A 15,112-nucleotide genomic window follows, 5' to 3' on the forward strand; every position below is an offset into this window, starting at 1 on the left:
AGCCCTTGCGGGCCCCCTTCGACGAAACGCTAGGCCGAGAGAGGCTGGGCGTCGGCGGGTACGGGCGCCGGCAGGTTGCCGTCGGCGCCCAGGTAGTCGTGGATCGCGGCGGCGGCGGCGCGGCCCTCGGCGATCGCCCAGACGACCAGCGAGGCGCCGCGGTGCATGTCGCCGGCGACGAAGACGCCCTCGACACCGGTCTGCCAGGTCTTGCCGGCGTCGAGCACGCCCCGCTGGTTGCGGGTCAGCCCGAACTGGTCGAGGAACGGCTGCTGCTCGGTGCCGTCGAAGCCGATCGCCAGCAGCACCAGGTCGGCCCGCAGGTCGCGCTCGGAGCCCGGGGTGACGGTGACCGTGCGGGCGCCGCCGACCCGCTCGACGACCACGTCGGCGACCCGGACCGCGGTGACGTTGCCGGCGCCGTCGTCGACGAACTCCTGCACGGCGACGCCGAAGACGCGGTCGCCGCCCTCCTCGTGGGCCGGGTAGTTGCGCAGGATGACCGGCCAGGTCGGCCACGGGTGCAGCGCGTCGACCCGCACCTCGGACGGCAACGGGTACTGGTCGAGCTGGATCACGTTGGCCGCGCCCTGCCGGTGGGCCACGCCCAGGCAGTCGGCGCCGGTGTCGCCACCGCCGATGATCACCACGTGCTTGCCGGCGGCGTCGATCGGGGTCGTGTCCTGCAGGCCGGCGACGACCCGGTTGGCCGGCACCAGGTGGTCCATCGCCAGGTGCACGCCGTTGAGCCCGCGGCCCGGCGTCGACGGGGCGTCGCGGCCGGCCAGCGCGCCCGCGGCCAGCAGCACCGCGTCGAACCGCTCGCGCAGGTCGTCCGCGGTCACGTCGACCCCGACGTTGACGCCGGTCTCGAAGACGACGCCCTCGGCCATCATCTGCTCGAGCCGGGCGTCCACCACATGCTTCTCGATCTTGAAGTCGGGGATGCCGTAGCGGAGCAGCCCGCCGATCCGGTCGTCCCGCTCGAAGACCGTGACCGCGTGCCCGGCCCGGGCCAGCTGCTGGGCGGCGGCCAGGCCGGCCGGACCCGAGCCGACGACCGCGACCCGCTTGCCGGACTGCGCCGGGGCGGGCTGCGGGCGCACGTAGCCGAGGGCGAACGCGTGGTTGGCGATCTCGACCTCGACCTGCTTGATCGTGACCGGGTCGTCAGCGATGCCGAGCACGCAGGCCGCCTCACAGGGCGCCGGGCAGAGCCGCCCGGTGAACTCCGGGAAGTTGTTGGTCGCGTGCAACGACTCGGCGGCCGCGCCCCACGCCCCGGTGCGCACCAGGTCGTTCCAGTCCGGGATGCGGTTGCCGAGCGGGCAGCCCTCGTGGCAGAACGGGATGCCGCAGTCCATGCACCGGGTGGCCTGGTCGCGGATCAGGTCCTCGCCCGCCGGCGGGTAGACCTCGCGCCAGTCCTGGATGCGTACGGGCACCGGCCGCCGCTTGGGCAGCTGCCGCTCGTAGCGCAGGAAACCGTTCGGATCAGGCACCGGGACCTCCCATGACCGCCTCGTCGACGTCGCGACCGGCGGCTTCGGCGGTCCTGATCAGTTCCATCACACGCTTGTAGTCGCGCGGCACCACGGCGGTGAACCGCTCGACCGCGGCCGGCCAGTCCTTGACCAGCCGCTCGGCCACCGCCGAGCCGGTCTCGGTCAGGTGCTTCTCGACCAGGGCGTGCAGCTTGTCCTGCTCGTCGGCGGTCAGCGGGGCCAGGTCGACCAGTTCCGGGTTGACCCGGGTCGGCGAGAGGTCGAGCACGAACGCCGTGCCGCCGCTCATGCCGGCCGCGAAGTTGCGCCCGGTCGGGCCGAGCACCACCACGGTGCCGCCGGTCATGTATTCGCAGCCGTGGTCGCCCACGCCCTCGACGACCGCGGTGCCGCCCGAGTTGCGGACCGCGAACCGCTCGCCGGCCCGGCCGCGCAGGTAGAGCTCGCCGCCCGTCGCGCCGTAGAGGATCGTGTTGCCGGCGATGATGTGGTCCTCGGCGACGAAGGGCGCCTGCTCGTCGGGCCGCACCACGACCCGGCCGCCGGACAGGCCCTTGGCCACGTAGTCGTTGGCGTCGCCGATCAGCCGCAGCGTGACCCCGCGGGGCAGGAACGCGCCGAACGACTGGCCGCCGGTGCCGCGCAGGGTGAAGACGATGGTGTCCTCGGGCAGGCCCGTGCCCCCGTACCGGCGGGTGACCTCGCCTCCCAGCATCGCGCCGACGCTCCGCTGGTCGTTGCGGGCGCTGAGCTCCGCGCGTACCTCCTCGCCGGCGCCGAGTGCCGGCGCCGCGAGCTCGATCAGCTTGTTGTCGAGGGCCTTCTCGAGTTCGTGGTCCTGCTCCCGGACCCGGCGCAGCGACGCGCCGGGCGCGAGCTCGGGCACGAACAGGATCGGCGACAGGTCGAGTCCGTGGGCCTTCCAGTGGTCGACCGCCGGGCGCACGTCGAGCACCTCGGCGTGGCCGATCGCCTCGTCGATCGTGCGGAAACCCAGCTCGGCCAGGTATCCGCGGACCTCCTCGGCGAGGAAGAGGAAGAAGTTCTCCACGAACTCGGGCTTGCCGGTGAAGCGCTCGCGCAGCACCGGGTTTTGCGTGGCGATGCCGACCGGGCAGGTGTCGAGGTGACAAACCCTCATCATCACGCAGCCGCTGACGATGAGAGGAGCGGTCGCGAAGCCGAACTCCTCGGCGCCGAGGAGCGCGGCGATCATCACGTCGCGGCCGGTCTTGAGCTGGCCGTCGACCTGCACGGTGACCCGGTCGCGGAGCTTGTTGAGCAGCAGGGTCTGCTGCGCCTCGGCCAGGCCGAGCTCCCACGGCGAGCCGGCGTGCTTGAGCGAGTTGAGCGGGGACGCGCCGGTGCCGCCGTCGTGGCCGGAGATCAGGATCACGTCGGCCTTGAGTTTGGCCACCCCGGCCGCGACGGTGCCGACGCCGATCTCGGAGACCAGCTTGACGTGTACGCGGGAGCGCGGGTTGACCATCTTGAGGTCGTGGACCAGCTGGGCCAGGTCCTCGATCGAGTAGATGTCGTGGTGCGGCGGCGGCGAGATCAGCCCGACGCCCGGGGTGGCGTGCCGGGTCTTGGCGATCCACGGCCACACCTTGTTGCCCGGCAGCTGGCCGCCCTCGCCGGGCTTCGCGCCCTGCGCCATCTTGATCTGCAGGTCGTCGGCGTTGACCAGGTATTCGCTGGTCACGCCGAAGCGGCCGGAGGCGATCTGCTTGACCGCGGAGCGGCGCCGGGGGTCGTAGAGGCGGTCGGCGTCCTCGCCGCCCTCGCCGGTGTTCGACTTGCCGCCGAGGCGGTTCATCGCGATGGCCAGCGTCTCGTGCGACTCGGCGCTGATCGAGCCGTAGCTCATCGCGCCGGTGGCGAAGCGCTTGACGATGCTCTCCACCGGTTCGACCTCTTCGAGCGGAATCGGTGTCCGATTTGTCGCGAACTCGAACAGGCCTCGCAGCGACCCCGCCTCGGCCGCCAGCTTGTCCACCTTTTCCGTATATTTGCGGAAAACGTCGTACTGCCGGGAGCGCGTCGCGTGCTGGAGCAGGAAGACCGTCTCCGGGTTGAAGAGGTGAACCTCCCCCTCCCGGCGCCACTGGTATTCACCGCCCACCTCGAGCCGCCGGTGGGTGCGCTCGGCCGGGTTGGCCGGGTAGGCCTTGTCGTGCCGCGCCTTCACCTCGGCGTGGATCTCGGCCAGCCCCGAACCGCCGATCCGCCCGCTCGTGCCGGCGAAATAGCGCTGCAGCACCTTGTTGTCGAGGCCGACCGCCTCGAACACCTGCGCCCCGCAGTACGACGAGACCGTCGAGATGCCCATCTTGGACATGATCTTGAGGACGCCCTTGCCGAGCGCCTTCACGTAGTTGCGCACCGCGGCCCGCGAATCCATGCCGGCCAGTGGCCCGGTCGCGATCAGGTCGTCGACCGACTCGAACGCCAGGTAGGGGTTGACCGCCGCCGCGCCGTAGCCGATCAGCACCGCCGCGTGGTGCACCTCACGGCAGTCCCCCGACTCGACCACCAGCGCGACCTGGGTGCGGGTCTGCTCGCGGACGAGGTGCTGGTGCACGGCCGCGGTGAGCAGCAGCGACGGGATCGGGGCGAGGTCGGCGTTGGAGTCGCGGTCGGAGAGGATCAGGATGCGTACGCCGTCCTCGATCGCCTCCGACACGTGCCGGCAGATCTGGGTCAGCCGGGCCTGGATGCCGTCCGCACCGTCGCGCAGCGGATAGAGACCGGACACCCGCACCGCCTTGAAGCCGGGCAGGTCGCCGTCCTCGTCGATCGAGAGCAGCTTGGCCAGCTCGTCGTTGTCGATGATCGGGTAGGGCAGCACGACCTGGCGGCAGGACGCCGGGCCCGGGTCGAGCAGGTTGCCCTCCGGCCCGATCGTCGACGACAGGCTGGTGACCAGCTCCTCGCGGATCGCGTCCAGCGGCGGGTTGGTCACCTGGGCGAACAGCTGATGGAAGTAGTCGAACAGCAGCCGCGGGCGGGTCGACAGCGGCGAGATCGGGGTGTCGGTGCCCATCGAGCCCAGCGGCTCGGCGCCGGTGCGGGCCATCGGCCCGACCAGGATCTTGAGCTCCTCCTCGGAGTAGCCGAACACCTGCTGGCGCCGGGTCACCGAGTCGTGGGTGTAGATGACGTGCTCGCGCGGCGGCAGGTCGTCGAGGTGGATCAGCCCGGCGTGCAGCCACTCGTCGTACGGCTGGGCGGCGGCCAGCTCGGCCTTGATCTCGTCGTCGTGGACGATGCGGCCGGCCTCGGTGTCGACCAGGAACATCTTGCCCGGCTGCAGGCGGCCCTTGGCGACCACGGTGGCCGGGTCGAGGTCGAGCACGCCGGCCTCGCTGCCCAGCACGACCAGGCCGTCGCGGGTGTGCCACCAGCGGCCGGGGCGCAGGCCGTTGCGGTCGAGCACCGCGCCGATGATCGACCCGTCGGTGAACGCCACGCTGGCCGGGCCGTCCCACGGCTCCATCAGGCTGGCGTGGAAGCGGTAGAAGGAACGCCGCCGAGGCTCCATGCCCGGGTCGTTCTCCCACGCTTCGGGAATCATCATGAGCACGGCGTGGGGCAGGCTGCGCCCGGCCAGGTGCAGCAGCTCGAGCACCTCGTCGAAGCTGGCCGAGTCGGACGCCTCCGGCGTGGTGATCGGGAACAGCCGCCGGATGTTGCCGGGCAGCACGTTCGACTTCAGCAGCGCCTCGCGGGCGGCCATCCAGTTCTTGTTGCCGCGGATCGTGTTGATCTCGCCGTTGTGGGCGATGAACCGGTAGGGGTGGGCCAGCGGCCACGACGGGAACGTGTTGGTCGAGAACCGGGAGTGCACCAGCGCGATCGTGCTCTCGACCCGCTCGTCGGTCAGGTCGGGGAAGAACGCCGGCAGCTGATCGGGCGTGAGCATGCCCTTGAGGGTGATCGTGCGCGAGGACAGCGACGGGAAGTAGACCGCCACGCCGCGCTGCGACGACTCCCGCTCGGCCTGCTTGCGGATCGTGAACGCAACCCGGTCGAGCTCGATGCCGTGCAGCGGCTCGTTCTTGGGGCCGGCCGCCGAGTCGGTGAGCCGGTGCGCGGCCAGGAACACCTGCCGGATCGCCGGGCGGGCCTCCTCGGCGGTCGCGCCGAGCCCCTCCGGGTTGACCGGCACGTCACGCCAGCCGAGCACCTCGCCGCCCTCGACCAGGGCGTACTTCTCGAACACCTTGACCGCCCGCGCCTGCTCGGCCGGGTCGTTGGGGAGGAAGGCGAGGCCGGTCGCGTAGTAGCCGGCCTCGGGCAGGTCGATGCCGGCGACCGCGCGGTAGAACGCGTCCGGGACCTGGATCATGATGCCGGCGCCGTCGCCGGTGTTCTGCTCGGCGCCGCGGGCGCCCCGGTGGTCGAGGCGGATCAGCGCCGACAGGCCCTTGGCGACCACATCGTGGGAACGGCGCCCGTAGAGGTCGGCCACGAAGGCCACACCGCAGGCGTCGCGCTCCGTTGTGGGGTCGTAAAGCCCCTGGGGGTGCGGATATGCCACCGGGCCTCCTGTCGTCACTGGTGTTACGTATCAAGGTCGGGACGACGTCGGCCCTGCAAAGTTCCTAGAGTCTACGGTAAGGGCTACCGATCTCCGCCAGATCGGGTTGATCACACCTCGGCCCCTGGGCCCTGGGGTGCGGCAAAGGCGGTCGCGGCATCATCTGAGGTGATTGGGTAGTCTCGCGCGGTGGCGCAACCGGATACCGACGTCTTTGTCAGGCTCGAGCGTTTCTATGACGCCGTCCCCCGACCTTACGCAACGGCGGAGGATTTCGGCGGTCTCGTGCTCTTCGTCCGCGAGGGTGAAGGATGGCCCTATTACGCCCGCCCCCGGATCGGGGCGGAAACGCCGTCCGCCGCCGATATTACTGCGGTCCGCCGCCGCCAACGAGAGCTGGGCATTCCCGAGGCCCTGGAGTGGGTCCACGAGACCAGTCCCGACCTCCTCGCGGTCGCCCGCTCGGCCGGCCTCGACGTCCACCTCGCCCCGCTGCTGGTGCTCGACCCGGCCGCCCTGCTCCCCGAGCTTCCGGTTCCCGGCGCCACCGTGCGGCTGCTCGACCCCCGGTCCCCCACGTTCGCCGACGACGTGGCCGCCTCGCGCGCGGTGTCCCGTCTCGGTTTCGGCGCTCCGGCCAACGCCACGCCGATGGAAGGGGCCAGCTCACCATCCCTGGTCACGCTGGGAGCGGGCCCGGCCGAGCGGGACGCCGCCACGGTTGCGCTCACGCCCGCCGAGCTCGAACGCATGCGGGCCCTCTCGGCCGGCGTCGAGTTCCTGACCGCGGTCGCCGACTCCCCGGCCGAGGGCATCCTGGCCACCGGGGGCATCCAGCGCGCCGGCGACGTCGCCGAGGTCGTCGGGGTGGCCACCCTCCCCTCGGCCCGCAACCGCGGCTACGCCTCCCAGCTCACCGCCACGCTGGCCCACCGCACGCTGGACACCGGCGCGACGACGGTCTTCCTCTCCGCCTCCGACGACGACGTCGCCCGCCTATACACCCGGGTCGGTTTCCGGCGGATCGGCACGGCCTGCATCGCCCGGCCGGCGGCGGCCACCGTTTAAAACACTTTCCTAACGACGCCCATCGATAGAAAGCGCCATTTCCGGGTCCACTTTCCGGTCCACTTTCTGGGACACCGGCGGCCGCAGTCGCAAAACGACGGCCGACGACAGCACCAGCAGGCCGCCCGCGAGCTGAACCGGGGTCAGCGACTCCCCGAAGGCCAGGGCGGCCAGTCCGGTCGTCACCACCGGCTCGAAGGTCGACAGGATCGCCGCCGTCGACGCGCTGGTCCGGCGCAGCCCGGCGAAGAACGCCAGCATCGCCACGACGGTCGAGACGACCGCGATGCAGGCCAGCCACAACCACCCGGCCGCGCCGAAGCCCAGGCCGACCCCGCCGGTGACCAGGGCCCGCCCGCCGAGCGAGCCGGCCGCCCCGGCCATCACCAGCGTCGACAGGACCAGCGGCGGCACCCGGTCGACCACCGTGTCGGCGACCAGGATGTAGACCGTGTAGGTGACCGCGGCCCCGACGGCCATCAGCGCGCCGGCCGGCCGCAACGCCCCGCCGGCCCCGGCCAGCACCAGCAGCGTTCCCGCCGACGCCGCCAGCAGCGCGGCCAGTCGCCGCCGGGTGAGCCGTTCCCGGCCGAGCAGCACGGCGCCCACCGTCACCAGGATCGGATAGGTGTAGAGGATCAGCGACAGGACCGACGCGTCCATCCGCTGCAGGGCCGAGAAGAACAGGCTGGCCTGCGTCGCGTACCCGAAAGCACCGAGACCGATGGCAATCGCCATCGCCCGGCCGGGCAGCCGGACGGAGATCCGGCGCGCCGCGAGGACCACCCCGAGCAGCGCCGCCGCCAAGGCGAAGCGCACCAGCACCAGCGCCGCCGGCGAGACCCCGGCGTCGTAGGCGAACTTCCCGAAGATCGCCATCGCGCCGAAGCAGGCCGCCGAGACGAGACACAGAACCGGACCCATGCGACGAGCATCGGCCCCAACACTCATCGGGTAAAGCGATGATTCATGGAGCCGATTCGTTAGGATTCCCGAATGGATCTGCGGCGCCTGCGCTTCCTCCGCGAACTGGAGGAACGCGGCACCCTCGGCGCGGTCGCCGCCGCCCTGGCCTACAGCCCGTCGACCGTCTCCCAGCAGCTGGCGCTCCTGGAGAAAGAGGTCGGCGCCACCCTGTTCGAGAAGGCCGGGCGCGGGGTCCGCCTCAACGACGCCGGCCGCCTGCTGGCCGAACACGCCCGGGTCCTGCTCGCCGCCGCCGAGGCCGCCGAGGCCGACCTGGCCGCCCTGAGCGGCGACATCCGGGGCACGGTCCGCGCCGGCGGCCTGCAGTCCGCGGCCCGCCGCCTGCTGATCCCGGCCCTCGCCCACCTGCGGACCGCCCACCCCCGGGTCCGGGTCGAGATCTCCGAACTGGAACTCGAACAGGCCCTGCCCGGCCTGCGGCTGGGCGCGGCCGACCTGGTCATCGGCGACGAATACGACGGACACCCCCGCCCGCGGCCGGCCGGCCTCCGCTTCACCGTCCTGCTGGAGGAACCGCTCCGCCTGGTCCTGCCGGCCGCGCACCCGCTGGCCGGCTCGCCGGGGCCGGTCGCGCTGGCCGCCCTGCGGGACGACATCTGGACCGCCTCGGCCGAGGGAACCGGCCACCACGCCATGGTCATCGGCACCTGCCGCGCGTTCGGCGACTACGAACCCGACCTGCGTCACCGCTCCAACGACGCCGACGTCCAGCTCGAACTGGTCCGCGCCGGCGCGGCGGTCGCCCTCCTGCCACCCCTCGCGACGCCGGTCGGCGACCCCACATTGGCCATCCGCGACATCGCGGCGGTGACCCTCCGGCGGCGCCTGGTCACGGTCACCCGCGACACCCCGCCGTCACCCGCGCTGACCGCCTTCCACACCGAGGTCACGACCCAGGCCCGGCGATTCGCTCACCCTTCCCGGTGACCCTTTTCCCGTACGCGAGCCCAGCCGCCCGACCCCGGCCGACGCCGCCCCGTCCGCACAACTCGGAGTGGTCACCCTCCAAGCGGTCCCCGCACGCCCCGGCGCAACCCGGCCCCTCAGGCCGTCGCCCCGCTTTCACCGCTCGGCCGGTGAAGAGCTGATCGGCGAAGACGTGCCCGACGGCCTGGTGAAGTAGAGGTTGCGCGGGGGGTCCTGCCGCCGTCGCGGTCCTGCGATGAGGCGGCCAGGACGCGGGCGGTGATCAGCAGGCCCGCGGTGTCGGTGACGAGCAACCTCTTCCGTCCGTTGATCTTCCGCATGAGTCCTGCCCAGCGGTGCCGGCGCCTGTGACGCTTCGCGGTCGAGGACCCGCGCGGAAGGCTCACTCGGGCGGGATCCAGTCGGCGGTGTCGTGGGTGTAGCCGAGGATGCGGGGGCGCATGTGGTTGAGGGCGGCGTCGCGGGCCCGCAGCGCGAGGCGGCCGCGGGCCTGCACGACCGCGGACATCCGGCGGGTCTGGCGGACGACGCTGGTCGTGCGGGGCTGGCGCATCCGGCTGTAGGCGCCGATCGCCGCGACCAGACCAGGGCCGGGCTGCGTGTCGGCGGTCAGCGAGCGCAGCGTGGCCGCGTCCTCGAAGGCCAGGCACGCGCCCTGGCCCAGGTGGTGCGGCATGGCGTGGGCGGCGTCCCCGAGCAGCACCACGCCGCCCGGGCCGGAGGCGAAACCGTACGCCCGGGGCAGCGGCCGCAACTCGCGGACCTCCTGCGGCATCAGGTCGGACGGCTCGGTCGCCGCCAGCAGCTCGCCGATCGGGGCGTGCCACTCGGCGAACCAGCGCCGCAGCAGCGTCAGCTGGGTCGCCGGTGGCTCCGGGCGGGGCGCGCCGGCCGCGGTCGCCACCCAGTAGATGCCGCCCTTGCGGTCGCCGAGCGGAATCGACACGAAGCGGTAGCCGGCGCCCAGCGTCTCGCCGCCCGCCGCCTGACCGGGGCCGAGCTTGGGGGCCCGGTAGGCCGGGATGACCGCCTGCCAGGCCGCGAAGCCGGAACCGACCGCGACCGACTCGGGCGCCAGCGCACGCCGGACCGGGCTGTCGATGCCGTCGGCGGCCACGACCAGGTCGGCCTCGATCATCGTGTGGCCGTCGCCGACCACCGGGCGTACGCGGCGGCCGGTGCGCACGGTCGTGACCGGGAAGCCGGTGCGGATCTGCACCAGGTCGCCGAGCCCGGCGACCAGCGCGTCGTACAGATCCTCGAGATGGACCACCGCCGGGGCCGGACCGGCCCCCGCCCGGGCCCGCGGCGCGACCAGCCACTGGCCGTCCGGCCGGCGGACGCCGCCGTCGGGCAGCGGAGAGGCGATGCCGGCCCAGCCGCCGTCCGGGTCGATCGACTCCAGGGCCCGGCGGCCGTTCGACCACAGCACCAGCGCGGTCGGGGGCGCCGCCACCCGCTCACCGCGTTCGAGGATCGTCACCTGCCAGCCGGACCGGGCCAGCGCGCCGGCCGTCGCCAGGCCGGCCATCCCGGCGCCCACCACCACGGCCGTGCGCACGCTCGCCCGCCTCTCGCCGTGGCCCGGCCGTCAGTTCTCTTCGCCTGGTTCGCCGTCGCCGCTGTCGGACGACGACGGGGACGGGGACTTGCCCGCGGCGGCGCCGGTCGATAAGACCGCCGCGCCGATGCCGGCCGGGCCGGCCGGGTCTTCCGGATCCTTCGGGTGGCCGCCGGCCGCGATCTCCAACTCCACGTCCTCCGGGGTGTCGGGCGGCAGGATACCGGTACGCCGGTACGCCTCGAACCGCGCCTCGCTCACCACCTGATAGGACCGGGGGGCCCGGGCCGGCTCGCTGCCCGACTCGGTCACGTCGACCGACGAGACGTCGCTCTCGGCGGCCGGCTCCGGCTCGGTCTCGGGAGCGTCCTCGGGCACGACGTAGGCGCGCGGGCCGCGCACGACGAGGAAGTAGATCAGGCCGCCGACGAACACGATGGCCGCGGTGAACACGTTGAGCCGGATGCCGAAGAACTTGTTGGCCTCGTCATCGCGCAGCATCTCGATCCAGAAACGGCCGGCCGTGTAGGCCATGACGTAGAGCGCGAACGCCCGCCCGCGACCGAACTTGTATTTCCGGTCGAGCAGCCAGACCAGCAGGCCCACCCCGAGATCCCACAGCAGTTCGTAGAGGAACGTCGGATGGTAGAGGTCGGCCATGACGGAAGGCTTGCCGTCGACCGTCAGCGCGTGGCCGGGGTTCTTGTCGTCCATGTCGTGCACCCGCAGGCCCCAGGGCAGCGTGGTGACCCGGCCGTACAGCTCGTTGTTGAACCAGTTGCCGAGCCGGCCGATCGCCTGGGCCACCGGCAGGCCCGGGGCGAGCGAGTCGGCGAGCACCGACAGCGGCAGGCCGAGCTGCCGGGCCGCCAGCCAGGCGCCGAAGGCACCACCGGCGACCGCACCCCAGATGCCGAGGCCGCCCTCCCAGATGTAGAGCGCCTTGATCGGGTCGCCGCCGGAACCGAAGTAGTCCTGCGGCGAGGTGATCAGGTGATACAGCCGGGCGCCGACGATGCCGAACGGCACCGCCCACACGGCGATGTCGAGCGAGGCCCAAGGTGCGACGCCCCGGGCCCGCAGGCGGCGCTCCATGATCAGCACAGCGGCGACGATGCCCAGGACGATGCAGATCGCGTACGCCCGGACGGGCAGGCCGAACACGTGCCACACGGACGTTGAGGGGCTCGGGATGGCGGCGACAATCACGGTTGCACTGTACTGCTGGCTCCGCTTCGCTCCGCGCACGGCTGGGTCTTCTGGCTGGGCCCTCTGGCTCCGCTTCGCTCCGCGCACGGCCGCCCCTTTAGGTCGGCGTCATGACACGGGATTTTCTGGCGCCCGCAAAAACCGGCGGGCGTCAGAAAATCCCGCGCCATAACGCCGACGGGCGACCGCTAAAACCCACACCATGACGCCGGCGGGTGGCCGCTAAAACCCACACCATGACGCCGGCGGGTGGCCGCTAAAACCCACACCATGACGCCAGCGGGTGGCCGCAGAACCACACAGTGGCGCGCGGCCAGGCCACAACATGATGCCGGCGGGCGGCCGCTGAAACCACAAGTGGCGCGCGGGCGGCCCAGACCATGACGGCGGCGGGTGGTCGTCAGACCTTGCGGACGCCCTCGGCTAGTTCGGTGCTCAGCGCGCGCAGCCGGGACAGGCCCGACGCGCGGTCGGGGGCCTCGAGGACGCAGCGGATCAGGGCGCTGCCGACGATGACGCCGTCGGCGAACGAGGCGACCTCGGCCGCCTGGGCGCCGTTGCCGACGCCCAGGCCGACGCCGACCGGCATCTCCGGGTTGGCGTGCCGCACCCGGTCGACCAGGTCGGGCGCCTGCCGGGAAACCGTCGTGCGGGCACCGGTGACGCCCATCAGCGCGGTCGCGTAGACGAAGCCGCGGCAGTTGGCGACGGTCATCGCGATCCGCTCGTCGGTCGACGACGGCGAGACCAGGAACGTGCGGTCGATGCGGTGCTCGTCGGAGGCGGCGATCCACTCCTGCGCTTCGTCCGGGATGAGGTCCGGCGTGATCATGCCGGTGGCGCCGGTCGCGGCGAGGTCGCGGGCGAACGCGTTCACGCCGTACTTCTCGATCGGGTTCCAGTACGTCATCAGCACGACCGTGGCGCCGGCCGATGCCACCGCCTCGATGATCCGCAGCGTGTCGCGGGTGCGGACGCCGCCGGCCAGCGCGATGTCGCTCGCCTTCTGGATCACCGGGCCGTCCATGACCGGGTCGGAGTAGGGCAGCTCGACCTCGATGACGTCGCAGCCGGCCTCGTGCATCGCGATCATCGACGCGATGCTGTCGTCGACGGTCGGGAAGCCGGCCGGCATGCAGCCGACCAGGACCGCCCGGCCCTCGGCGCGGGCCCGGCCGAAGATCTCGGAGATGCTCACTCTTGTTCTCCCGGCACGAGCTCCTCGACCGGGTCGAGGATCCCGAAGTAGGCGCCCGCGGTGTGCACGTCCTTGTCACCGCGGCCGGACAGGTTGACCACGATCGTCGGGGTGCGGCCCAGCTCGGCGCGCAGGATCGGGGCGATCTTCGCCGTCCCGGCCAGCGCGTGTGCGCTCTCGATCGCCGGGATGATCCCCTCGGTGCGGCAGAGCAGCTGGAACGCCGCCATCGCCTCGTCGTCGGTGACCGGCGCGTACGTCGCCCGCCCGGTGTCGTGCAGCCACGCGTGCTCGGGGCCGACGCCCGGGTAGTCGAGCCCGGCCGAGATCGAGTGCGACTCGATGGTCTGGCCGTCCTCGTCCTGCAGCACGTACGTACGCGCTCCGTGCAGGACCCCCGCCGAGCCGCCGGTGATCGACGCGGCGTGCCGCCCGGTGTCGATGCCGTCGCCACCGGCCTCGAAGCCGAAGAGCTGGACGCTCTCGTCGGGGACGAAGGCGTGGAAGATGCCGATCGCGTTGGACCCGCCGCCGACGCAGGCGGCCACGGCATCAGGCAGCCGCCCCAGAAGGGAGAGGCACTGTTCACGCGCCTCGATGCCGATGCCGCCGACGAAATCGCGCACGATCTCGGGGAACGGGTGCGGCCCGGCGGCGGTGCCCAGCAGGTAGTGGGTCGTGTCCACACTGGCCACCCAGTCGCGGAGCGCCTCGTTGAGGGCGTCCTTGAGGGTGCGGGACCCGTTGGTCACCGGCACCACGGTCGCGCCGAGCATCCGCATGCGGGCGACGTTGAGCGCCTGCCGCTCGGTGTCGGTCTCGCCCATGTAGACCACGCACTCGAGGTCGAGCAGCGCGGCCGCGGTCGCGCTGGCCACGCCGTGCTGGCCGGCACCGGTCTCGGCGATCACCCGGGGCTTGCCCATGCGCTTGGCGAGCAGGGCCTGGCCGAGCACGTTGCGCACCTTGTGGGCGCCGGTGTGGTTGAGGTCTTCCCGCTTGAGCAGGATCTCGGCGCCGAGCCGCTCGGAGAGCCGCCGGGCCGGGTAGAGCAGCGACGGCGTGCCGGCGTAGTTGCGCAGCAGGTCGGTGAACTCGTCCTGGAACGCCGGGTCGACCTTGGCTTCCCGGTAGGCCGCCTCGAGCTCGTCGAGGGCACGGATCAGGGCCTCGGGGACGAACCGGCCGCCGTAGCGCCCGAAATGTCCGGCGAGGTCGGGCAGAACGGTCATCGCACCGGCCTCGGAGTCGCGGGATGGTTGCCGGCGTTGACCAGCTCGGCCACCGCGTCGCGCGGCGACTTCTGGGTCACCAGGCCCTCGCCGACCAGCACCGCGTCGGCACCGGCCGACGCGTACCGGATCAGGTCGTGCGGTCCCCGCACGCCCGACTCGGCGATCTTGACGACGTTGTTGGGCAGGCCCGGCGCGATGCGGTCGAAGACGCCCCGGTCGACCTCGAGCGTCTTCAGGTCTCGGGCGTTCACCCCGATGACCTTCGCGTTGGCCTCGAGTGCCCGGTCGGCCTCTTCCTCGTTGTGCACCTCGACCAGCGCGGTCATGCCCAGCGACTCGACCCGCTCGAGGAGGCCCATCAGAACGTTCTGCTCCAGCGCCGCCACGATCAGCAGCACCAGGTCGGCGCCGTGCGCGCGGGCCTCGTGGATCTGATAGCTGGAGACCACGAAGTCCTTGCGCAGGACCGGGATCTGAACGGCGGCCCGCACCGCCTTGAGGTCGTCGAGGGAACCACCGAACCACCGCCCCTCGGTGAGCACGCTGATGCACCGGGCGCCGCCCGCAGCGTATTCGCCGGCCAGGTCGGCCGGGTCGGGGATCTCGGCCAGAGCGCCCCTCGACGGCGACGACCGCTTCACCTCGGCGATGACCGCCACGCCCGGCTTGCGGAGGGCGGCGTACGCGTCGATGGCCGGCGGCGCCGCCGCGGCCAGTTCGCGCACCTGATCCAGCGGCACCTCGGCCTGCCGGACCGCCACGTCCTCGCGCACTCCGGCGAGGATCTCCTCCAGCACGTTCTGCGGCCCGCCACTGCCCGCTGACGCTTGCTGATCGGATGTCACGTAATGACTCCCCTCTCCGGGTGTCTCCGGCCCG

At 72.3% G+C, this 15,112-nt stretch carries 10 protein-coding genes; 2 read left to right on the forward strand and 8 right to left on the reverse strand.

Going from position 1 to position 15,112, the window contains the following annotated elements; genetic code table 11:
• Nucleotides 1-29: 29 nt before the first annotated feature.
• Complete coding sequence (locus AB0M88_RS25565) at nucleotides 30-1,502, reverse strand: glutamate synthase subunit beta (protein WP_364106352.1); 1,473 nt, start codon at nucleotides 1,500-1,502, stop codon at nucleotides 30-32.
• Complete coding sequence (gltB, locus tag AB0M88_RS25570; protein ID WP_364106354.1) at nucleotides 1,495-6,066, reverse strand: glutamate synthase large subunit; 4,572 nt, start codon at nucleotides 6,064-6,066, stop codon at nucleotides 1,495-1,497. Before gltB ends, AB0M88_RS25565 begins: the two co-directional genes overlap by 8 nt.
• Nucleotides 6,067-6,237: 171 nt before the next feature.
• Between gltB and AB0M88_RS25575 the strand changes: the two genes are divergently transcribed.
• Entirely contained in the window at nucleotides 6,238-7,116 is an 879-nt protein-coding gene (locus AB0M88_RS25575) for a GNAT family N-acetyltransferase (RefSeq protein ID WP_364106356.1), read from the forward strand.
• Nucleotides 7,117-7,125: 9 nt separating this feature from the next.
• On the opposite strand, the gene AB0M88_RS25580 is transcribed toward AB0M88_RS25575, so the two are convergent.
• A complete protein-coding gene (locus AB0M88_RS25580) occupies nucleotides 7,126-8,040 on the reverse strand; it encodes a DMT family transporter (protein WP_364106358.1) in 915 nt (304 codons plus the stop codon).
• Between the two features lie 72 nt (nucleotides 8,041-8,112).
• On the opposite strand from AB0M88_RS25580, the gene AB0M88_RS25585 reads away from it, so the two are divergent.
• Nucleotides 8,113-9,030 carry a LysR family transcriptional regulator gene (locus AB0M88_RS25585; RefSeq protein WP_364106360.1) on the forward strand — a complete coding sequence of 306 codons (918 nt, stop codon included), beginning with the start codon at nucleotides 8,113-8,115 and terminating at the stop codon, nucleotides 9,028-9,030.
• A 382-nt stretch (nucleotides 9,031-9,412) separates the two neighbouring features.
• Here the strand turns inward: AB0M88_RS25585 and AB0M88_RS25590 are convergent, their stop codons facing one another.
• The 5 genes from AB0M88_RS25590 to trpC form a co-directional block, all read right to left on the reverse strand.
• Nucleotides 9,413-10,591, reverse strand: a complete 1,179-nt coding sequence (locus AB0M88_RS25590; protein WP_364106362.1) for an NAD(P)/FAD-dependent oxidoreductase — start codon at nucleotides 10,589-10,591, stop codon at nucleotides 9,413-9,415.
• A gap of 30 nt (nucleotides 10,592-10,621) precedes the next feature.
• Nucleotides 10,622-11,800 carry a prolipoprotein diacylglyceryl transferase gene (gene lgt, locus AB0M88_RS25595; RefSeq protein ID WP_364106364.1) on the reverse strand — a complete coding sequence of 393 codons (1,179 nt, stop codon included), beginning with the start codon at nucleotides 11,798-11,800 and terminating at the stop codon, nucleotides 10,622-10,624.
• 400 nt (nucleotides 11,801-12,200) lie between these two features.
• Entirely contained in the window at nucleotides 12,201-12,998 is a 798-nt protein-coding gene (gene trpA, locus AB0M88_RS25600) for a tryptophan synthase subunit alpha (RefSeq protein ID WP_364106366.1), read from the reverse strand.
• Nucleotides 12,995-14,230 (reverse strand): tryptophan synthase subunit beta, encoded by a 1,236-nt coding sequence (gene trpB, locus AB0M88_RS25605; RefSeq protein WP_364106368.1) that lies wholly within the window; start codon nucleotides 14,228-14,230, stop codon nucleotides 12,995-12,997. Before trpB ends, trpA begins: the two co-directional genes overlap by 4 nt.
• Nucleotides 14,227-15,030, reverse strand: a complete 804-nt coding sequence (gene trpC / locus AB0M88_RS25610; protein ID WP_364106442.1) for an indole-3-glycerol phosphate synthase TrpC — start codon at nucleotides 15,028-15,030, stop codon at nucleotides 14,227-14,229. Before trpC ends, trpB begins: the two co-directional genes overlap by 4 nt.
• Nucleotides 15,031-15,112: the final 82 nt, after the last annotated feature.

Origin of the sequence: Actinoplanes sp. NPDC051411 (assembly GCF_040682075.1) — a bacterium.
In the GTDB taxonomy this organism is placed as follows: domain Bacteria; phylum Actinomycetota; class Actinomycetes; order Mycobacteriales; family Micromonosporaceae; genus Actinoplanes.

Coding starts and splice junctions, on each gene's coding strand:
- AB0M88_RS25580 (WP_364106358.1), bottom strand. CDS start 8,040: ATGGGTCCGGTTCTGTGTCTCGTCTCGGCGGCCTGCTTCGGCGCGATG.
- AB0M88_RS25585 (WP_364106360.1), top strand. CDS start 8,113: ATGGATCTGCGGCGCCTGCGCTTCCTCCGCGAACTGGAGGAACGCGGC.
- trpB (WP_364106368.1), bottom strand. CDS start 14,230: ATGACCGTTCTGCCCGACCTCGCCGGACATTTCGGGCGCTACGGCGGC.